The organism is Qipengyuania sp. ASV99 (assembly GCF_047872805.1).
Lineage (GTDB): Bacteria > Pseudomonadota > Alphaproteobacteria > Sphingomonadales > Sphingomonadaceae > Erythrobacter.
On sequence record NZ_JBLQUK010000001.1, the window covers coordinates 358,153 to 381,158 of the forward strand.

Genomic DNA, 23,006 nt, shown 5'->3' on the forward strand with positions numbered 1-23,006 from the left:
GGGCATTGGCACAATTCATAGCCGCCAGCGAGGCTGTCGAGGGTATAGAATGGCGGCATGACCGATTTCGAGCTTCCCGATGGCTTTTCCCCGGCCGGCTTCTCGCCGGGTTTCCTCGACCACGGCGGACCGTATTTCCTCAAGGACAGGTTGGGCGGGCCGCGTCTGGTCGGGCTGCGCATTGTGCCGCATCACATCAATTATCAGGATGCGGCGCATGGCGGGGTGATCTCCACCTTCGCCGATGTCGCGCTGAGCCATGCGGTTTACGATGCTGAGCGGCCCCGGCTGTCGCCATCTACGATCACCTTGCAGGTCAATTATCTGCTGGGCGCGAAGCTGGGAGACTGGCTGGAGGCGCGGGTGCGGATTGATCGGCTAGGCGGGCGCACCGCCTACACTTCGGGCGAGATTGTCAGGGGTGATGAGCCGATTGCGACGATGTCGGGGGTGTTTTCGATCCGCCGCTAACCCAGAAACCGCGTCACCGCCGCCGTCGATGGGTCGCGGTCGTCATGATATCCCGAAGCGCCTTCGGGAGTGTCGGACAGATCGACGCCTTCGACTTCGCGATATTCGCGCCAGTCATACAGGCCCGTGCGCCGCGCGATCCGCCAAACGCCGTCGCGCTTTTCAAAGCGGTCGACATAGCGGCCCGCAACCACTGCCGAATAGATCTTGCCCTTGTCGGGGAACACTTCCGCTATCGGATAGCCCGCCGGGACCGTGTGCATCGCGGTCATATAGGTTTCGGTATGGCAGATATGGCCGCCTTCAAACCCGAACAGCGTCTGACCAAGCTGATGCTGTGTCGCCAGGCACGGGTCGATGATCGCGCGCGCCTGTTCGACAAAGCCGCGCCAGTCGCCCAGCACGGTGCCGAACTGAAACTGCGCATCATCGTGAAACAGATGGTCCATGATCTGCCAGCGGCGACGGTCGATCGCATGGGCATAGGCGGTGATGATGTCCTGAATCGCGGCGCGATCCTCCAACGTTCCTGCCATAGTCAAAGCTCCACGATAACCTTGCCGATATTGCCGCCAGTGAACAGCTTGGCATAGGCGGCAAGGGTGTTTTCAAGGCCGGTTGTTACATCATAGGGCATGACCAGTCTGCCCTTGTCATGCCAGCTTTTCAGCCGCCCGGTCAGACGTTCGCCCTGATCCATGAAATCGGGGCTGAAGAACCCTTCGACCCGCAGCCGCCGCATCAGCACCTGATCGAATTCTCGCGGAGAAGTGCGCGTACCGCTGCCGTAATCATTGAGCAGACCGCACACCGCGATCCGCCCGTAATGGTTCATCCGGGTGAGGACTTGATCGAGCAATGGCCCGCCGACATTGTCGAAATACACATCGAACCCGCCCGCCGCATCCAATTGCCCGCCGACGTCACCCGCCTTGTAATCCACGGCGCCTGTCAGCCCAAGCTTTTCGGTGAGATAGCGGCATTTGTCCGCGCCGCCCGCTATGCCCCAGACTTCGCAGCCGAGCAGCTTTGCGACCTGCACCGCCAGCACGCCGGTGGCGCCCGCCGCGGCAGAAACCAGCACACGTTCGCCTTGGCGCGCTGCGCCGGTTTCCTCGATCCCCCATAATGCGGTCCAGCCGTTCATGCCGAGCGGGCCGAACCATGCGCGCCGGTCGGCGACATCGGGATCGAGCAGAACTGCGCCGGTCATCACGGCATCGACCTGGCTGTATTCGCCCCAGACACCAAAAGTGCGCACCAGATCGCCGGGGGCAAAGCCATCCGCGCGGCTGGCGACCACCTCGCCCACGACCAGCCCGGTCATCGGCGCGCCCACCGGCAGCGGCGGCTGATAGCCGTCCTCCCTGTCGGTCAGCCAAAGCCTTGTGCCCGCATCCATCGACAGCATGGCATTGCGCACGCGAATCTCGCCCGCGCCAAGATCGGGCAGCGGCGCGTCGACCAGCGCGAGCGCGCTGGCAAAATCGGTGCCTTGCGGGCGGCGTTCGATGCGCCAGAACCTGTTCATCATATCCGCCTTGTCCGGCGGCGCGGACGCTGCGGCAAGCCGCGCTTTTGTTAGGTCGCTATCATTTTGGCGTGGTGCGCAATCGCAGCCGCGTTCCTACTCTTTGGGTCAACAAGAGGAGAGGGAACAATGGCAACCATCACAGTCATCGGCGCATCCGGGCGTCAGGGCATGGCGCAGGTCCGGCAGGCATTGAAAGCGGGCTATGACGTTCGCGCCATTTCGCGGCAGGAAGACCCGTTTGGCGGTGCAAAGATCTACGGAGTCGAACGCGTCGAACTGCGCCCGATGGACATTTACGATCCGTCCACGTTCAAGCCTGCGCTCGAAGGGTCGGATTACATTTTCTACACGCACCCGTTGCAGGCGCGCGCCGACCGCGCGGTGCTGATCGGTGATCTGGGCAAGGCGGCGGCAGAGCTGGGTGTGAAACGGCTGGTGTGGAACACTTCCAGCTGGATCCCGGACCGCCCCGGCGACCCATTCACCTATGGCGCAAACACCGCCGGGATCAACGCGCTGTGGCGCTCGGGATGCCCCGGCACGGTGTTTGGCAGCGTGTTGTTCATGGACAATCTGCTGACCAATTGGGCGCGCCCCTTCATCGTCAACGAAGGGCGCTATGTCTATCCGCACAACCCCAATCTGGAGGCCAACTGGATCAGCCTGGATGACGTGGCGAAGTTCATGCTGACCAGCATCGAACGCCCCGACATGGAAGGCGCGTGGCTGAACATCGGCGGGCCGGAGCGGCTGGTGGGCAAGCAGGTGACGCAATGTCTCTCCGCCGCGCTGGATAAAGAGATCAAATACGACCCGTGTTCGCCGGAAGAATTTGGCCGCTATCTGGTCGATGCCGCCGGCGACACCATGCCCGCAGAAATGCGCGAAGATTTCGCCAAGGGGATTCAGGCGTTTTACGAATACAACAACGAAGCCCCCACGCGGCCCTTCGAGGTCGATATGGACCACGTCTATGAACGCTTCCCCGAACTCGACGGCAAACTGGAGACGCTGGGCGAATGGACCAAGCGCCAGGATTGGGGCGAAAGCAATTTCAGGCCTGCGTTTGGGTGATTTTGGTCCCACGGCTTTATTTGGGCCGATCGAAACAGGCTAGAAGTATGATCGGCCCTGCTCCCTATGCGTAAACGTCATCCCAGCGAAAGCTGGGATCTGGAGAGGCGAGCTCAGCGCCCGGTTGCTCTGGGCCCCAGCTTTCGCTGGGGTGACGGGGGCGGCACGACGGCAGGTGCCCACCCGATAGCAGGGGGTCTCGCGCCGGAGCCAAACGCCTATTCCGCCGCTTCGCGCTGCTCGGCTGCGAAGATGTCGAGCAATTCAGAGTCGCTGGCATGGGTCAGCTTGGCCGCCCATTGGTGAAACACCTGGCCGCCGCCTTCGTTCTTGCCGAATAGCACCCGGTCCATCATCCCCGATTGGAGCGCCTCATGCTGGCGTTTGCCGGTCGCGTAATCCTCATCGCGCACGACAATTTCGAGGAAATTGAACTGGTCATGCGCCGCCTGCACTTGTTCGGGAGTTTCAGGCTGGTTCTCCATCACATAATATTGCGTGGTGTAGCTGTCCCCAACGGTTTCGCCCGGGAACAGCTGCGAGACCAATGCCCCGCGCTGTCCGCCGCCGTAAAAGCTGGCGATCGAGATATGCGGGAAAATCGTCCACACGCCCTGCACCAGCACTTCCTGCGGGATTTCATCATCGGCAAGCTTTTCCAGATCCATCTGCTGATCGTCCTCGCCCGAAACCTTGATCGCGAATTTCGACGGGGTCGACAGACGCTGGTGCGGGCCAAAGGAGAAGTAATTGGCGCGGTTGTAAAAATCCGCTCCGAACGTGTCCTTGTGCAGCACCGGCAGGTGATAGAAATCGAGGTAACCGTCATAGGCGGTTTTCCAGTTTGGCCCGGCCAGCGTGCGCTTTGCAAACAGCGTCCAGCCGTTGAATTCGAACGCTTTGAGCAGATCGTCATAGCCGCACAGATAATCGGCGATCGAAAGCTTGGATTCGGGATCGAGCGTCGCCCAGATCAGCCCGGCGCTTTCGTAGACAGGAAACCGCTTGAGACACAGCGCCGCCTTGTCGACTGCACCGAAATCGCGGGGGCTGGCGACCCCGACAAGATCGCCATCATTCTTGAACGTCCAGCCGTGATAGCCGCAGGTAAAGCGCGTCGCATTGCCGGTCGTGCCAGCAGTGACCACGGGATTGCCGCGGTGGCTGCACATGTTGAGGAATGCGCCCACCGTGCCGTCGCGTTGCCGCGTCAGCAGCAAGGGCACGCCGCAAATGTCCATCGCCTTGTAATCGCCCGGCTGCGGCAATTCGCAGGACGGCGCGACCATCAACGGCAGCCGGCGAAAGATCTTGCGCTTTTCCAGCTCGAACAATTCAGGATCGGTGTAAGTGCTGGCGGGGATGGCCAGGACCTCATCGGCATATTCCATCGTATCGGCTGCGCCATGCGCGATCAGATTGCGGGTCATCGAAATGAGTGTGTCGTGTGACATAGAGTAAGGCTCCCAATCTGGCCGGCCAATTTAACCGAGAGGATCGCGGTGATGGCCGCGCAGTGCAATGCACGTTTTTGCTAGAGCGAACCTGGAAGGCGCGCACCAACGCGAACGGGCGGACCAATTGGCCCGCCCGCGCATTGTTCTTATCGGTGCAACCGCAAAAAGCAGATCAGAACCGGAAGGTCGTCTCCACAAACACCTGACGCCCGCGGTTCTGGGTCAGCACCAGATCGTCGCCCGCAGGCACACCGGCGGCATTGCCTGCCGGAGCAAGGAACGGCCGCCCGCCCGATGTAATCACGTAAATCTCATCGGTCAGATTGGCCGCGATCAACGATACGCGCCAATTGCCATCGGGGTGGCCGATGCCGATGTTGGCATCAAGCGTGACAAAGCTGTCCTGCACAAAATCGTTCAGCGTCGCCTCGTCGGTGATGTAGCCGTCATTATAGGCCGCATTGCCCGACAGCAAGAATTCGAGGCTGTCGCTGATCGGCAGAGTCCAGTCGAAGGCGATATTGCCCGACCATTCCGGCGATTGGCTGGCACGCCGACCGTCCAGATCGATCGTCCCGCCAGCGCCGCCCGGCTGCAGGAACGTGTCGGTGTATTTGGCGTCAAGATAGGCCAGATTGGCCGATAGATTGAGCCCTTCGACCGGGGTGCGCCAGGCAAATTCCAGATCGACGCCCTTGGTGGTCAATTCGCCCGCATTGCTGGTGACGAACTGGATCGTGGTGGCGTTGAAGTTCTGCACCTGCAGATCGGTGAAGACGTAATAATAGGCGGTCGCGTTGAAGGTGATCGTGCGATCCGAGAATTGCGACTTCAAACCGATTTCACCGCCGATTGCCTCTTCGGAATCGAAGATCAGCCCGCTGAAATCGCCCGACAGCGCGGCCACGCTGAGGCTGTTCGATGGTAGCGCCGAATTGTCGATCCCGCCTGACTTGAACCCGGTCTTGAACGAGGCAAACAGGTTGATGTCATCGGCGGCCTGATACCGTAGGGTAACCTCGGGAGAGAGATTGGAATCGTCAAAGTTGATCGGTCCTGAGAAGAAGCCCGGCGCAACGAAGGCAGGGCCTTGCAGGAACAAGTGCACGAACGGCACCGAAATCGTCTGGACCTTCTTCTCATCGGTGTAACGCACCCCGCCAGACAGCTCCAGCCGGTCGGTCAGATCGATGATCGTGCTGCCGAAAAACGACAAGGCTTCGGTTTTGGTCGTGTGGGTCTTGTCGTAATCATAGGTGAATCCGGTGATCGGATCAGCGCCGAGGAACGAGATGTTGACCGCCTGCTGCGAGGTGTCGAAAATGATTGTCCGGTCTTCGTAAAACGCGCCGAGCATGAAGTTGAACGGCCCGTCAAAATCGGTGGTGAGGCGCAGTTCCTGGCTGTATTGTTCCAGCGCGTTGATCGGATCGGAACAACCCGCACCGCCCGGAATTCCGCCGGGGAACACCCCGACATAGGAATAACAGTCGAAATCGACCGCTTCCATATCGAGGAAGCCGGTGGTCGAGGTCAGCGTCAGCGAATCTGACAGATCAAGGTTCCAGAGCAGTCGCCCGAACCAGATTTCGGTCTCGCCAAAGGGCACGCCATTGCGGCCCGCCGCTTTCGATGGAGTCGGAACACCGGGCGCAAGCTGCGGTGCGGCATCAGGAATGAAATAGCGTTGATCCGTGACGTTGCAATCGTGCCCGCCGGGGATCACAACCGCACCGCTGATCAAGAACACCGGGTCAGCAACCCCATTGGGGCCGCAGCCAATTTCGGCGGTGCCGATCGCGCCGTCATTTTCGTTGCGCGTATATTGCAGTTTGAGATTGGCGTCGAACATGTCGCTCGGTTCCCAATCCAGCGTCAGACGGCCGATGAAATCGGTGATCCCGCGTTCCTGATTGACCGCGGGCGTGCCGTCCTGAAGGATTTGATATTCGTCAATATCGTTGAATTGTGCGGCCAGTCGGACGCCCAGAGTGTCGCTGAGCGGGCCAGAGATATATCCGCTCAGCAAATAGCCCTTTTCTTCAAATTCATACGATGCGCGCGCGCCCACTTCCCAGCTGGTGGTCGGATCGGCAGACCGGATTGCAAACACGCCGCCAGTTGCCGATTTGCCGAAGAACAGGGATTGCGGCCCTTTGAGCACATCGATCTGCTGAGTGTCGAAGAACCCAGCCTGAACCAGCCGCATGGTGGATACCTGCACACCGTCGAAATCGAACGCGACCGCGCTGTCGAATGCAGCGGAGATGTTGGAGGAGCCGACCCCGCGCAGCGAAATCTGGCCACCCGAACCCGAACCGCCGACCTGCACATTCAAGGTTGGCACGCGGCTGGTGACATCCGCGACATTGTCGACGCTGAATTTTTCGAGCACGTCGCCGCCAATGGCGGTCACGGTCACTGGAACTTCCTGCAGGCTTTCATCCTGACGGCGGGCCTGGACCACGATCACGCGGTCGCCGAATTCGCTGCTATCCGCGGTTGCTGTTTCATTGTCCTGAGCAAATGCGGTTCCCGGAACAGCGGCAAATGCGGCAAGTGCGGCGCTGCCCATCAAGGCACGGCGAAGATGCGTGCCAGAGGCAATTCGGGTGCGTGATAAGGTCATTCTGCTCTCTCCCTATAGGCCGAAGAGCGATGCTCCCCGACCTGTTCCCTAGTCCCCGTGCCGGTTTCAAATCGGCTATCAGTATGGTGCGGACTGTATGGAGAGGGGTTTCCGCACTCATCTAGCAAAAGCGCTAGGAACGAACGTAAAGTGAGACAATTTGGCCACATTCTTACGAAAATCCCTTAAAACGTAACGTCATCTTACGCAGGCAGTGTTGCTCCATCGCGCGCTGTTGCGGTCTCCATCTCGGCGGTGCGCGGGTCATTGGGCCAGACCCAATCCTCGCCGATCACCGGTTCGACCTGCAGATGTGCAGGCACGTTGTCCGTGCCGATCATCCGGTCGAGCGATTGGTGGAACGAATAGATGCGCGCCTCCTGATAGGACAGCGGGACGCTTTTGAAGGCGGCGCTCTGCATCGATTGCTGGATCGCTTCGCCGAATTGCGTGTCTTCGAGAATGATCGGGCTCATCTGCCGCCCGTTTGGCTGGCTGTCGTCGGGAACGGTCCACAGGTCCGGTGCAGGTGCATCGCCCCAATCGAGCGCCATCGTTACCAGCTCCAGCCGGGTGGTGCCCAGCGAAGTCGGCCAGAACACCAGCGGCGGCACGAAGTAATTGGACAAAGGCGAAACCCAGTTGGGAAACAGTGTATAGCTTTGGGTACAGGTGCGCCCCAGTTCGCCCACGCTTTCGATTGGCCGCCAGCCGGGCGGACTGTCGATGGCGCGCACATGCTCTCGGTCGGTGTGATGCGGGGCGGGGGCGAGCATTCGGGCATGGCCGTTGGGATAGATGGTGTTGAGGTTGCGCTTTGCATCCACCAGCGGAGCAACGGTGGTGGGGTGGATGAAGGGCACATGATAGACCTCCATATTGGCCTCCATCGCCACCTTCCAGTTGCAGTTGAGTTCGAACGAATGGCGCGCCGCCAGCCGCACGCGGTCAAACGCAAACTCGTCCCATTCATTCATCAGCGGGCCGAGCCACTCGGTCAGCGGCATGGCGTCCGCATCGAAATTGACGAAGATGACATTGCCCAGCAGCTCGCACCGCACTGGGATAAGGCTGCGGCAGCTCATGTCGAAATTGGGCGAAAAATCCTGCCGTTCGGGAACGCCCACTAGCGTGCCGTCGGTCTTGTAGGTCCAGTTGTGATAGCCGCACATCAGCCGCGAGGACTTGCCGCGATCCTCGGTCACAACCGGGGCGCCCCGGTGGCGGCAAGTGTTGTAGAACGCCCGCACCGTGCCATCCATACTGTGGACAATGACAATCGGATCGCCCGCATTGTGCCAGCGCATATAGCATCCGGGTTCGGGTACTTCGTCGATATGCCCTGCGAATAGCCAGCTTTTGCGGAACACATGTTCCTGTTCCAGCGCATAATATTCGGCGCTGGTGTAGCGCGCTGCGGGCATGTCGGGCAGCGCCGGAAAGCCTTTTGGCGGAGCGGCGCGTGACCCTTCCCATTCCATCAGGGCCTTTAATCGGGCGATTTCGGCTTGTTCGATCATGGTGTTCTCCCGGCTTCAGGCCTGATCTCAGGATAGCGCGGCGAACGCTTCGTGCACCTCGCAATTTTCCCATCGCTTTAGCCAGTGGTGCGTGCCGCTTGCGGTCGTAATCTGGCCTTACAAGAACACAGCTTTTGGGAGAGAGCGCAATGAATCAGCCGCGAACGGGGCGAGTAGAGGGCCGGGTGGCGCTCGTCACAGGCGGAGCCATGGGGCTGGGCAAGGCGGATTGTGAAAGGTTGGCGAGCGAGGGCGCAAAAGTCATCGTTACCGACCGCGAAGTCGAATTGGCGCATCAGGTCGCGGCGGCAATCGGCGGCGATGCGATGGCGCTAGACGTCACAGATGAACAGCAATGGAAAGACGTAATGGTGGCGGTCAAGGAACGCCACGGCGGACTGGATATTCTGGTCAACAATGCCGGCAATGTGATCTTCGAGAATATCGAGGATTGCTCGCTCGATCATTTCAAACTGCATCTCGACATCCATGTGTCTGGCACGTTTCTGGGATGTAAATACGCGCTGCCCTTGATGAAGCACCGGCACAAGGAGAACGGCGGCGGCGGCTCTTCGATCATCAATATGGCATCGACCGCTGCGTTGATGGGTTATCCGATGATCCCCGCCTACACCGCGGCCAAAGGCGCGATCAGCGCGATGACCCGCAGCATCGCCATCCATTGTCAGGACGAGGCATACGGCATTCGCTGCAATGCGCTGGCACCGGGCGGGATTGAAACGCCGATGGTGCGCGACATTTCGGGGCGCGGGGGCGAGGATTTGATGCAGATCGCGCCCGGGCCGCTGCCGCAGGATGGGCTGGGCGATCCGCGCGATGTGGCGGGATGCGTGTTGTTCCTGGCCAGCGATGATGCGCGGTTCCTCAACGGCCTGACAATCCCCGTGGACAACGGCCTTGACGCGCGACCCCATCATTAATGTCCCCGTATCTGAGGTCCCTGTAACCGGGGTTCCCATCATCGGCGGCCCGGCCGATAAGCCCGTGCCGGAGGGAGCATATCGGTGGTATGTGCTCGCTATGCTGACGCTGGTCAGCATGTTTTCCATCGCCGACCGGCTGGTGTTTTCGATCCTGCTCGAAGACATCAAGGCAGAGTTTGACTTTTCCGACGGGCAGATCGGCTTGCTGGGCGGACTGGCCTTTGCCGCGACCTATGTAATCGTCGGATTTCCGGCGGCGCGGCTCGCCGACCGGTCGGTGCGGCGCAATATCGTCGCCAGCGCGATCACATTCTGGAGCGCGATGACCGCGCTTTGCGGGCTCGCGACGGGGTTCTGGACCCTGTTCTTTGCGCGCACCGGCGTGGGCGTGGGCGAGGGTTGTTCAGGTCCCGCATCACAAAGCCTGGTCGCCGATTACTTTCGCCGCGGCGAACTGGCGAAGGCGATGGGTTTTCTCACGCTGGGCGCGACCGTGGGCACTGCCGGCGGATTGCTGATTGGCGGACAATTGAACGAGTTGTTCGGCTGGCGCTGGGCGTTCATGTTAATGGGATTGCCAGGCATTGCGATCGGCGCGCTGGTCTATTTCACGATCCGCGAACCGCGGCGCGGGCAATATGCGCCAAAGGGATCGGCCATCGGACAGCAGCCGTTGATGGAGACGGCCAGGACGCTTGCCGCCAATCGGGTGTTCATGGGTCTGGCCATCGGCTGGGCTGTGCAGATCATGATCGGCTATGCGCTGGCGTTCTGGATGGCGGCGGTGATGATGCGCAATTTCGGCATTTCGAGCGGCGATGTCGGAATCTATCTGGGGCTGGCGTTCCTGATCGGCGGAATACCAGGGCCGATCCTTGGCGGTTATCTCGCCGGCTGGCTGACCCGGCGTGACGAACGCTGGCGCGCCTGGCTTCCCGGCATTGTCAGCCTCGGCTGCGTGCTGCCGCTCGGGCTGAGCCTGTCGTCGAGCGGGTTCTGGCCGTTCCTGATCTATTTTGCGTTTGCATACGGCATCTATGTGGCCAGTCAGGCGCCAATCCTGTCGGGGATACAGGCGGCGGTGGAGCCGGGCCAACGCGGCTTTGCGGTGGCGATTGCGCTGTTCTTCAACAACCTCGTGGGGCAGGCGCTGGGCCTCGCTGTGATCGGCTGGGTGAGCGACCGGCTGACGCCGACGCAAGGTTCGCTGGCGCTCACCATTGCGGTGTTTGCGGTCTGTCTGGCGTCAGGCATCGCAGCAATGGCGGTGTTTGCATGGACCGCCGCACAAATGGGCAAAAGCGGCTATCTGGCGCGGATGGCCGAGAATCCGGATTGATCCCCGCCCTATTGCTGCCCGTGAAAGCCAGCGGTTATTCCGCCTGTTGCCAGATCGCCGCGCTTGGCCGGGCGTTGTGCGCCGCGACAAAGTGCGCAAGATTATCGGTGCCATCGGGCAGTTTCCAGCCCACGGTAAAGCCGAAATTGGCAAAGCAGAACACGATCAGATCGGCAAAGGTGAACCGGCCCAGCGCAAAATGGTTGCTATCACCCAGCACGCGGTCGAACATTCGCCATTTATCATCCGCCATCGCCGACAGTTCCGCGCCGGCTTCCGCGCTCACCACGCTCATGCGGGGTTCGAACATCGGACGGCCCGCTCCGGCGCGAAAGCCCATCGTCATCGGCACGACCACTTCCTGATCGAACAGCCTCGCCCATTTGCGCACTTCGGCGCGTTCCCCTGGCGTTTCGCCAAACAGGTTGGGCGCGGGGTGCGTTTCTTCGATGAATTCGCAGATTGGCCAGCTCTCGGTCAGGCAGGTGCCATCGTCCAGTTCCAGCGTTGGGGTGGTGCCCAGCGGGTTCTTGGCGGTGTATTCGGCGCTCTGGCGGTTTTCGCCGGTGATGATGTCGTAATGGATGCGGGCAAAATCGCGCCCTTCCTCCAGCCCTTTTTCGATCATGAACATCCGCACCAGACGCGGGTTTGGTCCAAGGCTGGAATGAAGTTTCGTCATCTTCTCTCTCCCGTGAAGCACGTTTTGCGCGACCCTATGCGGGCAAAGCTTCGGCGTCGCCCTCACAAATGCGCTAGGCACACCGATCACGCCGCTGCACTTTTGCTGAAGTTTGCCCTTGCAGGCAATCGCTGCGCGCAGCATCTTGGCGCCCATGAGCACCAATCGCGACGATGATCTACCCGGAGATGATTCTGCGCAAACCGGCGCGGAAGGCGTGAAGTCGAACCGCGCCAGTCAATTGTTCGGGCACAAAGGCGGCGCGAGCCCTTGGGAAAACCCGGTGTCGCCCCCTCCGCCTGCACCCATTCCGGCAACCGCATCGGCCCCCTACCCGCGCGATGCGCAATACACTCCGCGTCCCGCACCGGAAGAAACTGCGCCCGAACTGACGGTTGAGACACCATCCTCCAGCATTCTGCCCGACAACGCAGACGAAGATGGCGAACTGACCCGGTTGCACCCAAATTACAAATTGATGATGCGCATTGGAGCGATCATCGCGGCGTTGACCTTGATTGGGGTTGCCAGCTTGATTGAGTTGGTTTTGCGAACTGCGGTAGCCCTGCCGATGGGCGTAATAATGGTGCCGGCGGCGGTGCTGGCGCTGTTCATTGCGCTGCGGATTCCGGCGGCACGATACAGCGCGCGCGGCTATCAGATCAGCCGCGACCGACTGCGCGTGGTGCGCGGCATCATGTGGCATTCGGATACGGTGGTGCCGTTTGGCCGGGTGCAGCATATCGACGTCGATCAGGGACCGATTGAGCGCGCGCTCGGCATCGCCACGATGACCTTGCACACCGCAGGCAGCCACAACGCCTCGGTCAGCCTGCCGGGCTTGGGTCACGAACTGGCGATCGAGATGCGCGAGGAAATCCGCGCGCATATCAAGCGGGAAAGCATGTGAGCGACAGCGCCGCAGGGTCGCATCCCGAACCGCGCCACACCGCTCCGATGAGTGTGGTGGTGGGCGCACTTGGCGGATTGCAGAATGCAATCTTGCCCGCTGTGGCTGCGGCTTTCGGCACGGGGATCAGCGGAATTGGCCTGTTCATCGGGCTGGGCGTGGGCGCAGCGATTGCGGTGCTTTCGGCCGGTGTCGCCTATCTCCGCTGGAGCCGCCTGACCTATACGATTGGTGAGGCCGACATTCGGGTGGAAAGCGGTGTGCTCAGCCGTTCGGCACGCTCGGTGCCGTTTGAACGGATTCAGGACGTCAGCCTCGAACAGAAATTGCTGCCACGCCTGTTCGGATTGGTGGCGGTCAAGTTTGAAACCGGCGCAGGCGGGGGCGAAGACCTCAGTCTAACCTACCTCACCGAAGATCACGGCGAGGAATTGCGCCAAGTGGTGCGCGACCGGCGCGATGGGGCCGACCAAAGCGATGCGGCTGCCATCGGCGAAGGCGTATCGGGCGCGTTGGCCGATGACAGAGGCGACAGGTTGTTTACGATGGGCCCGGCGCGGTTGTTCACATTCGGCCTGTTTGAATTTTCGCTGGCGGTGTTCGCAGTGCTTGCGGGTCTGCTGCAGTATGCTGACAATTTCCTCGATATTGAAATCTGGGACATGAAATTGTGGCGCAACGTGATCGAGGATCAGAGCGGCAAGATCAGCCAGATCGGTGCAGTTTCTCAGGCGTTTGGTGCGGCTGCTGCGTTGTTGGGAGTTATCCTGATTGGGTCGCTCACCGGCATGGTCCGGGTCTTTTCGCGCGAATGGGGGTTTCTGCTGGAGCGAACCGCGCGCGGTTTCCGTCGGCGCCGCGGGCTGTTCACCCGCACCGATGTGGTGATGCCGGCGCACCGGGTGCAGGGGGTGAAAATCGCCACCGGCTTTCTGCGCTACCGGTTTGGCTGGCATTCGCTCAGCTTTGTCAGTCTGGCGCAGGATCAGGGCGCCGCCAGCCATGTGGTCGCGCCCTTTGCCAGACTGGAAGAGATTGCGCCGATCGTTAACGCTGCCGGCTTTGACCTGCCCGGCACCGACGCTGACTGGCGGCGAGCGAGCGAGAACTACCTGATCGACAGCGTGTTTTTCGATGCTCTGTTCGTCGCGCTTGGCGCAGCGGCCGCGTTTATCGCAACAACCTTCTTTGCCCCCGAATGGCGCGATTTGGCGACGGGCATTTTGCTCGTGCTGGCGGGCATAACAGCCATCGCCAATGCGCTGGCGTGGCAATATCAACGCCATGCGCTGGATCATGTGCAAATCATGGCGACCAGCGGCGTGCTGTCCCCGCGCAGCCGGATTGCAACCCGGCTCAAGCTGCATTCGGTCGAGATTTCACAAGGCCCGATTGCTCGCCTGCGCGGCTATGCAACGGTGCATCTGGGACAGGCGGGCGGCGAATTCTCGATCCCCGGCGTGCCCGTTGATCGCGCCCGCGAAGTGCGGCGCAAGGTGCTTGAAACCATCGCTGAGACCGATTTTTCTCAGCTGGAAAGCCAGACTGCGGGTTAGGCCTTGAGATCCGCCCAGCCCGGGTTCTCATCAAATTTTGCCGCCACATACGAACATTGGGGGACAATTTTGAAGCCCTTCCTGCGTGCATCGGCGATCAGGCGATCAACCAGCAGGCCTGCAATCCCGCGCCCGCCAATCGCCTTAGGGACGATGGTGTGCGTGGCGATCCGGACGTCGCCAGATGCGCCCGGCTCCCATTCAAGCGTCCCGGCGGCCTCTTCCCCGTCGAGGCGCGCGACATATTTTCCGCCTTGTCCCACCACGTGATGGGTGATGGTGACTTTAGCTTCGTTCTCGGTCATCGCGGTTCTCCTGCTTGCCATGGACGCCGGGGTGGTTAGAGGCGTTGCGTGATGAATCAGACAATGCCCTTCCTCTCTGACAATGCCGCCGCCGTCCACCCCCGGGTTTGGGAAGCGATGCGCGCCGCTGACTTTGCCGACAATCCCTATGACGGCGATGCGCTTTCGGCGCAGCTTGACGCGCGCTTTACCGATTTGTTCGGGCGCGAATGTGCGGCGCTGTGGGTGGCGACGGGGACTGCGGCGAACTGCCTTGCGCTCGCCACCATGTGCCAGCCGCATGGCGGGGTTGTGTGCCACGAAGAGGCGCATATTGAGGTTGACGAAGGCGGCGCGCCGGGGTTTTACCTGCACGGAGCCAAGCTGATGCTGTGTGCCGATGCACATGGGGGTGAGGGCGCGAAGCTGACGCCTGACGGCATTGCAGCGCTGATTGATCCGATCCGCGACGATGTGCATCAGGTTCAACCCCACGCCATCGCGGTCACGCAGGCGAGCGAATATGGCCGCACCTATTCGGCGGAGGAGCTTGCCGCGCTGAGTGCCTTTGCCAAGGCGCGCGGGCTGGGCCTCCACATGGACGGCGCGCGCTTTGCCAATGCGGCGGCGTTCCTCGGCGGCTCGGCTGCGGACGCGGCTTTCGGCGTCGACAGCCTCGCCTTTGGCTTTATCAAGAACGGCGGGATGAGCGCCGAGGCGGTGGTGCTGTTCGACCCGGAAGCCGCCGCGCAGGTCAAATACCGCCGCAAGCGCGCCGGGCACCTGCAATGCAAGGGCCGCTATCTCGCCGCACAAATCCTTGCCATGCTGGACGGCGATCTGTGGCTCGCCAATGCGCGCCATGCCAATGTAGCGGCGCTGGAAATCGCTGGCGGATGCACCGGGCGGCTGATGCACCCGGTCGAAGCCAACGAATTGTTCGTGCGGCTGACCCTGCGAGAACGCGAGGCGTTGCGGGCGCAGGGTTTTGCCTTTTACGATTGGGGCGCGGATGCGGCACGATTTGTCACCGCATGGAACACAAGCGCCGAGGATGCGAGCGCGCTGGGCAAGGCCATCGCCAGCCTGTGACCAGCGAACCGGTAACCATGCTCAATTGGCGAGTGATCGTCCCCTTCGCGCTGACCGGCACGATCTGGGGATCGACATGGTTCGTCATCACCGGCCAGATCGACGGCGTGCCCGCTGCATGGTCGGTGTTTTACCGTTTCGCGCTGGCGACCCCGGCGCTGTTTGTTCTGGCGCTGATGATGGGCAACCGGCTCAGGCTTAACCGGCCGGAGCACCTGCTGGCATTGGGCGTCGGGATTGCCCAGTTCAGCGGCAATTTTCTGTTCGTCTATCATTCCGAACTGCACATCACATCGGGCATTGTGGCGGTCATGTTCGCGCTGTTGATGGTGCCCAACGCGCTGTTTGCAAAAGTGTTCATTGGCGAAAAGGTGCAGGGCGGCTTTATCGGCGGCAGCGCGGTGGCGATTGCGGGCGTGGCGATGTTGCTGGTCCATGAATGGCGCGCGGCGCCGCTCGATGGCAATGTCGCGCTGGGGATCGCGCTGGCGATTGGCGGAATGCTCGCCGCCTCGATTGCCAATGTGGTGCAGGCCAACCCGACCGGGCGCCGGGTGCCAATGGTGAGCCTGCTCGCCTGGGCGATGCTATACGGCACGATCTTCGACCTTGGCTTTGCGCTGTTGACCGCCGGCCCGCCGCCGCTGCCTGACAAATGGCAGTTCTGGGCCGGAACCGCCTATCTCGCGCTAATCGGATCGGTGGTGACTTTCCCGCTGCATTACAATCTGGTGCGTCAGATTGGCGCGGGGCGCACCGCCTATAACGGGATCGTGACGGTGTGCGTGGCGATGCTGCTGTCGACGCTGTTCGAAGGTTATCGCTGGAATATGCTGACTGCGGGCGGGATGGCTCTGGCGCTGCTGGGGATGGCGCTGGCGTTGCGATCAAAGCAGAAGCGGTAAGGATTCTGGTTTCACGCAAAGACGCAAAGATGTTGTGCCTTTCCCAATGGGTCGTTCTTGAGCGTTGACCGGATGATTTTGAACGCCTGCGGCGGGCGAGGTCCTCTTCGCGTCCTCGCGTGAAACTCTAAAGCTGCGCTTCCAGCCCCTCGACATAGGTCGGATACTTTGGCTGCCAGCCCAGAACCCGTTTGGCCTTGCCATTGGCGACGCGGCGGTTCTCCATGTAGAAGCCGCGCGCCATTTCGGACAAATTGGCTTCCTCCAGGGTTTCGAGCGGCGGCGGATCGACCCCCAGCAAGCGGCAGGCGTGTTCGGTGACCGCATTGCCGCTGGCGGGGAGATCATCGCCAAGGTTGTAAGCGCCCGGCGGCGCATCCTGCGTGAGAGCAGCCACGACCCCGTTGGCTATGTCATCGACATGCACCCGGCTGAACACTTGATCGGGTAAGTCGATGCGCCGGGCTTTGCCCTCCTTCACCCGATCAAGCGCGCTGCGGCCCGGCCCATAGATACCCGGCAGGCGGAACACCCTTGCGTCGCTGTTCAGCCACGCAAGGTCAGCCTCGGCGCGGGCGTTGCGGCGGCCCTTTCCGCTTTCGGCGATGGTCGGGGTCGCCTCGTCCACCCATGCGCCCTGCCGGTCGCCATAGACGCCGGTGGAGGAGAGGTAGGACAGCGCCTTGCCTTCAAGTGCCGCGCCATAGAGGCCCAGAACCGGATCGCCGCCTGTGGCCCGGTCTGGCGGGACCGAGGAGAGGATGTGCTTCGCCTCGCCAATCGCATGCACCACCGTCTTGCGATCCGAAAAATCCAGGCTCCCCGCGCTTCCGGTGGCGTCCACCTGCCACCCGTGTGCACGCATCTTTGCAGCGATGCGCTGCGCTGAATAGCCGAGGCCGAAGATCAACAAACGCGACATGGTGCCAACCTAACCATTGGACCCAGGGCGAAATCAATCTAAATCGGGTGTTATGGATATCGCACATGACGCCATCGCCCCCGACGCAGCCCCTGCGACCCCGGCAAAGCCGCCCCTGATCCGGCGCGAGGATTACCGGCCCTATCCGTGGCTGGTCCCGCAGACCGAGCTGCATTTCGCCCTCGGGATCGAGAAGACCCGGATCGCTTCGAAGTTGACAGTTGAGCGCAATCCCGCTGCCGATCCGTCGCAGGAACTGCGGCTCAATGGCGACGGGCTGACCGCGCTGAGCGTGAAGGTGGACGGCGAGCCGGTAAATGACTGGGCGATGGACGGATCCGACCTTGTCGTGGCGCTTCCCGCCGCAGCGCACACGGTCGAGATCGTCACTGAGATCGACCCCAGCGCGAACACTCAGCTAATGGGTCTCTACGCTTCGAACGGTATGCTCTGCACCCAGTGCGAGGCGGAGGGGTTCCGCCGCATCACCTTTTTCCCCGACCGGCCCGACGTTTTGTCGACTTTCCGCGTGCGGATGGAAGGCCCCAAGGCGGCGTTTCCGGTGCTGCTGTGCAATGGCAACAAGACATCTAAAGGCGACCTTGAGGGCGGACGCCATTTTGCCGAATGGCACGATCCGTGGCCAAAGCCGTCCTATTTGTTCGCATTGGTCGCTGGCGATCTGGTCGCCAATTCCGCGCCTTTTACGACCGTTTCAGGCCGCAAGGTCGAATGCAATATCTGGGTTCGCGCCGAGGACATCGCGCGCACCGATCACGCGCTAGAATCGCTCCACCGCTCGATGAAATGGGACGAGGAAACCTTCGAGCGCGAATATGACCTTGATCTGTTCAACATCGTCGCGGTCAGCGATTTCAATATGGGGGCGATGGAGAACAAGGGCCTCAACGTCTTCAACACCAAATATGTGCTGGCCGACCGCGACACCGCAACTGACGCCGATTTCGACGCGGTCGAAGGCGTGATCGCGCATGAATATTTCCACAATTGGTCGGGCAACCGCGTGACCTGCCGCGATTGGTTTCAGCTGTCCTTGAAGGAAGGCTTTACCGTGCTGCGCGATCAGTTGTTTTCGCAGGACATGCGGGGTGAGGCGGTCAAGCGGATCGAAGATGTGCGTATCCTGCGCGCGGCGCAGTTTCCCGAAGATGCAGGGCCGCTCGCGCATCCTATCCGGCCCGACAGCTACCGCGAGATCAGCAATTTCTACACCGCAACCGTCTATAACAAGGGGGCAGAGGTGATCCGCATGATGCGGAGCATGGCGGGGCCTGAGCGGTTCCGGCGGGGAACCGATCTTTATTTCGACCGCCATGACGGCGAGGCGGCAACTTGCGAGGATTTCGTCAAGGCCATCGAAGATGGTGGCGAGATCGATCTGGCGAATTTTCGCAAATGGTATTCGACCGCCGGCACGCCGGTGGTCAAGATCGAGCAGCGAGGGCGTCCGCGTGATGATCAGGCTGAATTGATCTTCAGACAATTCCTGCGGAAACCTGATGGTAGCGAGGAGCCGTCAAGCTTTACCATCCCGCTACGCATCAGGCCCTACGACACGTTTGATGGCGAATGGCTGGCTGCCGAGCAGCTTGTCGTGCTAGAAAACCCGACCGAGGTCATACTTATAGACGACCGGACGGGTGCGCTGTCGGTCAATCGCGGTTTTACCGCTCCGGTTATCATCGAGCGCAAGATTACCGACGGTCAGCTTGCCATTCTGGCCCGTGTCGATGACGATCCGTTTGCGCGCTACGAGGCGCTTCAGGAACTCGCGGTGAGCCACCTTGTCGCTGCCGCGAGCGGCGATCATCGCGCCGATGGCGAGACCGCGTTGATCGAAGCCTTCCGCGCGATCCTGACTGACGATGCGCTCGACGATTCGATGCGGGGTGAATTGCTGATGCTTCCCGCCGAGACCTATCTTTTTGAAGCCATGGCGGTGGGTGAACGTAAGGCTGACCCCGGCGCGATTCACGCGGCGCGCGAGGGGTTGAAGGCGGCGATTGGCGGCGCGCTCGCAAGCGAGTTTTACGCGCTTTATGATCGCGCCCAAAATGTCGCGCATGACGATCCGCAAGGGCGCGGAGCGCGCAAGGTCAAAACTCAGGTGCTGGTCTATGCCGCCTCCACCGACCCGGCGAAAGCTGCCGAACTTGCTGCCAATCAATTTGATCGCGCCGACAATATGACCGACCGGCAAGGCGCGCTGATGGTGCTATGCGGCATCGAAGGCAGCGCGCGGGAGACGGCGCTCAAGGCGTTTTATGAGCGCTTTAAGGGCAATGATCTGGTGATCGACAAGTGGTTCACCTTGCAGGCCCTGTCGCTCCACCCGGATGTGATCGCGCAAGTCGAGGAGCTGGCAAAGCATTCCGATTTCACCATGAAGAACCCCAACCGTGTGCGCTCGCTTTACATGGCGTTTGCGGGCAATCCGCAAGGGTTCCACGATGCCAGCGGGGCGGGATACCGCATGATTGCAGACGTTATCCTCGCGCTTGACCCGGTCAACCCGCAGACGGCGGCGCGGTTTGTTTCGCCGCTGGGCCGCTGGCGGAGGATCGAGCCGGGCCGGGCTGCCTTGATGAAAGCGGCGCTGGAACGGATTGCCGCTGCGCCCGATCTATCGCGCGATACGTCCGAGCAGGTGAGCCGCAGCCTCGATGGGTGATCTACCCGGCCTCGCCACCCCGTTCGATATCGAACGCGCCGATGTCCTGAGCGGGGTTCCGCACGGCTTTTTCGGATCAGGCGGCGGCGCGCATCAATTCGGCTATGGCGGACCGGGAGAGGCTGAGGATACGCGCAAGTTGCGCGCCTCTGCGGCGAGAGCTATCCTGCCCGGCGCTCCGCTGGCTGCGCCCTATCAGGTTCATTCGCCCGAAGTCGTGACCGTGGGGAAGCTTTGGCCTGACGCTGCCGATGGCCGCCCGGTTGCAGATGGTGTGGTCACCGACCGCACCGACATCGCGCTGGGAATAGTGACGGCCGATTGCTGCCCGATCCTGCTGGCAGATCCCGTCGCCGGGGTCGTGGGGGCCGCGCATGCCGGGTGGCGCGGCGCGCTGGGCAATCATCGGGGCAACGTAATCGACAACACCGTCGCCGCGATGGAGGCGCTGGGCGCTCGGCGCGCCAATATAGCCGCCGCGCTCGGCCCCACGATTGCGCAGGCCAGTTATGAGGTCGATTCCGCGTTTCGCGCTCATTTTTCCAGCGATGACGCGGAACATTTCGCGTCCGCACCCGCGCGCGACGGGCTGGAGCGCTGGCATTTCGATCTCCCCGGATTTGTGATCGCCCGATTGCGCCGGGCCGGGCTGGAAAAAATTTCTGATATCCGGCGGGATACTTTGCGCGAGCCGGCGCGTTATTATTCATACAGATTGGCATCGCTGAATGGAGAGGCGAATTACGGCCGGCATATCAGCGTGATAGCGGTTCCGTAAACTCGATTGCACACAGCTGAACATATGATGCTCAAAACACGGTTTCATTTGTGAGAGATTGGCGTTAATGGCCCATCACACTACGTCCGATCCACGCATATCGCGCGCATAGGCCGTAGGTTGGGATTTTCAAACAGGCCCCGTGCCGTTTCTGGCATAGAGGGTCATCACAGGCGCCGCGGGGGGATATGTCCTGTCGCGGCCTGACGAGCAGGGTAATACAACATGGCCTCCACTGCAGATAGTGCCCAAGACGGTGTCCGGCGCCGCGACTGGATCCACATTGCAGCCCTCAGCACCGCTGGTGTCGGCGGTGCATCGGTACTTTTCCCGCTGATCAGCCAGATGGCACCGACCGCCAATGTGCTCGCCGCCAGCACGACCGATGTCGATGTATCCGCGATTGAGCCGGGCCAGTCGGTCAAGGCGACGTTCCGCGATCAGCCGCTTTTCGTAAAGCGGCTGACCCCTGAGGAAATCGCCGAGGCGCAGGCCGATGACGCGGCTCAGATGCGCGATCCGCAAACGCTGGCTGAACGGCTTGGCGAAGGCAATTCCGACATTCTCGTCAATCTGGGTGTGTGCACACACCTAGGCTGCGTGCCGCTGGGTGCGGGCGAGGGTGAGGAAAAGGGCGAATTTGGCGGCTATTTCTGTCCGTGCCACGGTTCGCATTACGACGTGGCGGGTCGCATTCGGAAAGGCCCTGCGCCGTCCAATCTGGCCGTACCCGAATTTGAATTTGCGTCTGAAAGCGTCATCCGCGTCGGGTGAAGCGTTGTAATCTGAATATCCGCGTTATTCCACGCTGAGAAATAGTAAGAGAGCATTATGAGTTTCGCCTGGGCAAAGCAGTATGAACCGCAATCCGCTTTTACAAAGTGGATCGACGAGAAATTGCCGCTTCCGCGGTTGGTCTACAACGCGATTGGCGCGGGCTATCCGGTGCCGCGCAACCTCAATTACATGTGGAATTTCGGCGTGCTCGCAGGCTTTTGCCTGGTGCTGCAGATTGTCACCGGCGTTGTTCTGGCGATGCATTACGCCTCCAACACCGAGGTCGCATTTAGCCAGGTCGAGCACATCATGCGCGACGTCAATTACGGCTGGATGATGCGCTATGCCCACGCCAACGGGGCGAGCTTCTTCTTTATCGTGATCTATCTGCACATTTTCCGCGGGTTCTATTTCTCATCCTACAAGGCCCCGCGCGAGATGATCTGGCTGCTCGGCGTCGTCATCTTCCTGCTGATGATGGCGACCGCATTCATGGGCTATGTGCTGCCATGGGGCCAGATGAGCTTTTGGGGCGCCAAGGTGATTACCGGCCTGTTTGGTGCGATCCCCTTCATCGGGGAGCCGCTGCAGACATGGCTGGTGGGCGGCTTCGCCCCGAATGATTCGACGCTCAACCGGTTCTTCTCGCTGCATTTCCTGCTACCGTTTGTAATTGCCGGGGTGGTAATCCTGCATATCTGGGCGCTGCATATTCCGGGATCTTCCAACCCCACCGGGGTTGAGGTGAAGCAGGAAAGCGACACGGTTCCGTTCCACCCTTATTATACGGCAAAGGACGGTTTCGGGCTTGGGGTGTTCCTGATCCTGTTTACCTTCATGGTTTTCTTCCTGCCCAATGCGCTGGGCCATCCGGACAATTATATCGAGGCGAACCCGCTCTCGACCCCCGCCCACATTGTTCCTGAATGGTATTTCCTGCCGTTCTACGCGATCTTGCGCGCTTTTACCGGCGACCTGACGATCCCGTTCACCGGCATCGTTCTGGTTCAGGCAAAGCTGCTGGGCGTGATCGGGATGTTCGGTTCGATCCTCGTGTGGTTCTTCCTGCCGTGGCTCGACAAGAGCCCGGTGCGCTCGGGCAATTACCGACCGATGTTCAAGAAGTTCTTCTGGTTCGGTCTGGTCCCGACGATGATTGTTCTGATGATCTGCGGCGGTGCCCCGGCAGAAGAGCCCTATGTCGTGATCAGCCAGATCGCCACGGCCTATTACTTCCTGCATTTCCTCGTGATCCTGCCGATTGTCAGCCAGATCGAAATTCCCAAACCCTTGCCGTTCTCGATCACCGAGGCGGTGCTGGGCAAGGATGAGGGCGGTGCCGGTGTTCGCGTAGCGTCTCCTTCGTCTGGAAAGCCTGCAGGCGAAGAGCCTGATGGCGCGCTGCAGCCGGCAGAATAATCGTCGACGATCCTGTTACAC

The 23,006-nt window shown here is 61.1% G+C and carries 20 protein-coding genes; 12 read left to right on the forward strand and 8 right to left on the reverse strand.

Annotated features, from left to right (window positions below; translation table 11 throughout):
* The first annotated feature begins 57 nt into the window (after window positions 1–57).
* On the forward strand, window positions 58–471 hold the full coding sequence (locus tag ACM64M_RS01790) for a PaaI family thioesterase (RefSeq protein ID WP_416226921.1): 414 nt from the start codon (window positions 58–60) through the stop codon (window positions 469–471).
* On the opposite strand, the gene ACM64M_RS01795 is transcribed toward ACM64M_RS01790, so the two are convergent.
* Both ACM64M_RS01795 and ACM64M_RS01800 read right to left on the reverse strand, forming a co-directional pair.
* Window positions 468–1,007: a nuclear transport factor 2 family protein gene (locus ACM64M_RS01795; protein ID WP_416226922.1), complete on the reverse strand. Its 540-nt coding sequence runs from the start codon at window positions 1,005–1,007 to the stop codon at window positions 468–470. The genes ACM64M_RS01790 and ACM64M_RS01795 overlap by 4 nt on opposite strands.
* A gap of 2 nt (window positions 1,008–1,009) precedes the next feature.
* Window positions 1,010–2,005, reverse strand: a complete 996-nt coding sequence (locus ACM64M_RS01800; RefSeq protein WP_416226923.1) for an NADP-dependent oxidoreductase — start codon at window positions 2,003–2,005, stop codon at window positions 1,010–1,012.
* Between the two features lie 126 nt (window positions 2,006–2,131).
* Between ACM64M_RS01800 and ACM64M_RS01805 the strand changes: the two genes are divergently transcribed.
* Entirely contained in the window at window positions 2,132–3,079 is a 948-nt protein-coding gene (locus tag ACM64M_RS01805) for an SDR family oxidoreductase (RefSeq protein WP_416226924.1), read from the forward strand.
* Between the two features lie 218 nt (window positions 3,080–3,297).
* Here the strand turns inward: ACM64M_RS01805 and ACM64M_RS01810 are convergent, their stop codons facing one another.
* The 3 genes from ACM64M_RS01810 to ACM64M_RS01820 form a co-directional block, all read right to left on the reverse strand.
* Window positions 3,298–4,533, reverse strand: a complete 1,236-nt coding sequence (locus ACM64M_RS01810; protein ID WP_416226925.1) for an aromatic ring-hydroxylating oxygenase subunit alpha — start codon at window positions 4,531–4,533, stop codon at window positions 3,298–3,300.
* A gap of 175 nt (window positions 4,534–4,708) precedes the next feature.
* Window positions 4,709–7,165 (reverse strand): TonB-dependent receptor, encoded by a 2,457-nt coding sequence (locus ACM64M_RS01815; RefSeq protein WP_416226926.1) that lies wholly within the window; start codon window positions 7,163–7,165, stop codon window positions 4,709–4,711.
* Between the two features lie 203 nt (window positions 7,166–7,368).
* Window positions 7,369–8,685 carry an aromatic ring-hydroxylating oxygenase subunit alpha gene (locus ACM64M_RS01820; protein ID WP_416226927.1) on the reverse strand — a complete coding sequence of 439 codons (1,317 nt, stop codon included), beginning with the start codon at window positions 8,683–8,685 and terminating at the stop codon, window positions 7,369–7,371.
* Between the two features lie 149 nt (window positions 8,686–8,834).
* On the opposite strand from ACM64M_RS01820, the gene ACM64M_RS01825 reads away from it, so the two are divergent.
* Together ACM64M_RS01825 and ACM64M_RS01830 are read left to right on the forward strand one after the other, a co-directional pair.
* Window positions 8,835–9,626: an SDR family oxidoreductase gene (locus ACM64M_RS01825; protein WP_416226928.1), complete on the forward strand. Its 792-nt coding sequence runs from the start codon at window positions 8,835–8,837 to the stop codon at window positions 9,624–9,626.
* Window positions 9,604–10,968, forward strand: coding sequence for a spinster family MFS transporter (locus tag ACM64M_RS01830; protein ID WP_416226929.1), 1,365 nt, complete (start codon window positions 9,604–9,606; stop codon window positions 10,966–10,968). The genes ACM64M_RS01825 and ACM64M_RS01830 overlap by 23 nt, the downstream gene beginning before the upstream one ends.
* A gap of 34 nt (window positions 10,969–11,002) precedes the next feature.
* Here ACM64M_RS01830 and ACM64M_RS01835 read toward each other — a convergent pair whose 3' ends face one another.
* Window positions 11,003–11,650: a glutathione S-transferase family protein gene (locus ACM64M_RS01835; RefSeq protein ID WP_416226930.1), complete on the reverse strand. Its 648-nt coding sequence runs from the start codon at window positions 11,648–11,650 to the stop codon at window positions 11,003–11,005.
* A gap of 154 nt (window positions 11,651–11,804) precedes the next feature.
* On the opposite strand from ACM64M_RS01835, the gene ACM64M_RS01840 reads away from it, so the two are divergent.
* Both ACM64M_RS01840 and ACM64M_RS01845 read left to right on the forward strand, forming a co-directional pair.
* Window positions 11,805–12,560, forward strand: a complete 756-nt coding sequence (locus ACM64M_RS01840) for a PH domain-containing protein (protein WP_416226931.1) — start codon at window positions 11,805–11,807, stop codon at window positions 12,558–12,560.
* Window positions 12,557–14,116 (forward strand): PH domain-containing protein, encoded by a 1,560-nt coding sequence (locus ACM64M_RS01845; protein WP_416226932.1) that lies wholly within the window; start codon window positions 12,557–12,559, stop codon window positions 14,114–14,116. The genes ACM64M_RS01840 and ACM64M_RS01845 overlap by 4 nt, the downstream gene beginning before the upstream one ends.
* Here ACM64M_RS01845 and ACM64M_RS01850 read toward each other — a convergent pair.
* Window positions 14,113–14,421, reverse strand: coding sequence for a GNAT family N-acetyltransferase (locus tag ACM64M_RS01850; RefSeq protein WP_416226933.1), 309 nt, complete (start codon window positions 14,419–14,421; stop codon window positions 14,113–14,115). The two genes, ACM64M_RS01845 and ACM64M_RS01850, sit on opposite strands and share 4 nt — an antisense overlap.
* 51 nt (window positions 14,422–14,472) lie before the next feature.
* Here ACM64M_RS01850 and ACM64M_RS01855 point away from each other — a divergent pair, with 51 nt between their 5' ends.
* Together ACM64M_RS01855 and ACM64M_RS01860 are read left to right on the forward strand one after the other, a co-directional pair.
* On the forward strand, window positions 14,473–15,492 hold the full coding sequence (locus ACM64M_RS01855) for a threonine aldolase family protein (protein ID WP_416226934.1): 1,020 nt from the start codon (window positions 14,473–14,475) through the stop codon (window positions 15,490–15,492).
* Window positions 15,493–15,509: 17 nt separating this feature from the next.
* Window positions 15,510–16,397, forward strand: coding sequence for a DMT family transporter (locus ACM64M_RS01860; RefSeq protein WP_416227346.1), 888 nt, complete (start codon window positions 15,510–15,512; stop codon window positions 16,395–16,397).
* 127 nt (window positions 16,398–16,524) lie between these two features.
* On the opposite strand, the gene ACM64M_RS01865 is transcribed toward ACM64M_RS01860, so the two are convergent.
* The gene (locus ACM64M_RS01865; protein WP_416226935.1) at window positions 16,525–17,319 is read right to left on the reverse strand and encodes an SDR family NAD(P)-dependent oxidoreductase; all 795 of its coding nucleotides are present in this window, start codon (window positions 17,317–17,319) and stop codon (window positions 16,525–16,527) included.
* A 52-nt stretch (window positions 17,320–17,371) separates the two neighbouring features.
* Here ACM64M_RS01865 and pepN point away from each other — a divergent pair, with 52 nt between their 5' ends.
* The 4 genes from pepN (at window position 17,372) to ACM64M_RS01885 (ending at window position 22,985) form a co-directional block, all read left to right on the forward strand.
* A complete protein-coding gene (gene pepN, locus ACM64M_RS01870) occupies window positions 17,372–20,011 on the forward strand; it encodes an aminopeptidase N (RefSeq protein ID WP_416226936.1) in 2,640 nt (879 codons plus the stop codon).
* The gene (pgeF, locus tag ACM64M_RS01875) at window positions 20,004–20,789 is read left to right on the forward strand and encodes a peptidoglycan editing factor PgeF (protein ID WP_416226937.1); all 786 of its coding nucleotides are present in this window, start codon (window positions 20,004–20,006) and stop codon (window positions 20,787–20,789) included. The genes pepN and pgeF overlap by 8 nt, the downstream gene beginning before the upstream one ends.
* Window positions 20,790–21,014: 225 nt before the next feature.
* On the forward strand, window positions 21,015–21,563 hold the full coding sequence (gene petA / locus ACM64M_RS01880; protein WP_416226938.1) for a ubiquinol-cytochrome c reductase iron-sulfur subunit: 549 nt from the start codon (window positions 21,015–21,017) through the stop codon (window positions 21,561–21,563).
* Between the two features lie 57 nt (window positions 21,564–21,620).
* A complete protein-coding gene (locus ACM64M_RS01885) occupies window positions 21,621–22,985 on the forward strand; it encodes a cytochrome b (protein WP_416226939.1) in 1,365 nt (454 codons plus the stop codon).
* Window positions 22,986–23,006 lie beyond the last annotated feature (21 nt).

Excerpts from the sequence above, each read along its gene's own strand:
- ACM64M_RS01885 (WP_416226939.1), top strand. The coding sequence starts at position 21,621 with ATGAGTTTCGCCTGGGCAAAGCAGTATGAACCGCAATCCGCTTTTACA.
- petA (WP_416226938.1), top strand. The coding sequence starts at position 21,015 with ATGGCCTCCACTGCAGATAGTGCCCAAGACGGTGTCCGGCGCCGCGAC.
- ACM64M_RS01805 (WP_416226924.1), top strand. The coding sequence starts at position 2,132 with ATGGCAACCATCACAGTCATCGGCGCATCCGGGCGTCAGGGCATGGCG.
- ACM64M_RS01825 (WP_416226928.1), top strand. The coding sequence starts at position 8,835 with ATGAATCAGCCGCGAACGGGGCGAGTAGAGGGCCGGGTGGCGCTCGTC.
- ACM64M_RS01835 (WP_416226930.1), bottom strand. The coding sequence starts at position 11,650 with ATGACGAAACTTCATTCCAGCCTTGGACCAAACCCGCGTCTGGTGCGG.
- ACM64M_RS01865 (WP_416226935.1), bottom strand. The coding sequence starts at position 17,319 with ATGTCGCGTTTGTTGATCTTCGGCCTCGGCTATTCAGCGCAGCGCATC.
- pgeF (WP_416226937.1), top strand. The coding sequence starts at position 20,004 with ATGGGTGATCTACCCGGCCTCGCCACCCCGTTCGATATCGAACGCGCC.
- ACM64M_RS01815 (WP_416226926.1), bottom strand. The coding sequence starts at position 7,165 with ATGACCTTATCACGCACCCGAATTGCCTCTGGCACGCATCTTCGCCGT.
- ACM64M_RS01860 (WP_416227346.1), top strand. The coding sequence starts at position 15,510 with ATGCTCAATTGGCGAGTGATCGTCCCCTTCGCGCTGACCGGCACGATC.
- pepN (WP_416226936.1), top strand. The coding sequence starts at position 17,372 with ATGGATATCGCACATGACGCCATCGCCCCCGACGCAGCCCCTGCGACC.
- ACM64M_RS01840 (WP_416226931.1), top strand. The coding sequence starts at position 11,805 with ATGAGCACCAATCGCGACGATGATCTACCCGGAGATGATTCTGCGCAA.
- ACM64M_RS01810 (WP_416226925.1), bottom strand. The coding sequence starts at position 4,533 with ATGTCACACGACACACTCATTTCGATGACCCGCAATCTGATCGCGCAT.
- ACM64M_RS01800 (WP_416226923.1), bottom strand. The coding sequence starts at position 2,005 with ATGATGAACAGGTTCTGGCGCATCGAACGCCGCCCGCAAGGCACCGAT.
- ACM64M_RS01855 (WP_416226934.1), top strand. The coding sequence starts at position 14,473 with ATGAATCAGACAATGCCCTTCCTCTCTGACAATGCCGCCGCCGTCCAC.
- ACM64M_RS01820 (WP_416226927.1), bottom strand. The coding sequence starts at position 8,685 with ATGATCGAACAAGCCGAAATCGCCCGATTAAAGGCCCTGATGGAATGG.
- ACM64M_RS01795 (WP_416226922.1), bottom strand. The coding sequence starts at position 1,007 with ATGGCAGGAACGTTGGAGGATCGCGCCGCGATTCAGGACATCATCACC.
- ACM64M_RS01790 (WP_416226921.1), top strand. The coding sequence starts at position 58 with ATGACCGATTTCGAGCTTCCCGATGGCTTTTCCCCGGCCGGCTTCTCG.
- ACM64M_RS01850 (WP_416226933.1), bottom strand. The coding sequence starts at position 14,421 with ATGACCGAGAACGAAGCTAAAGTCACCATCACCCATCACGTGGTGGGA.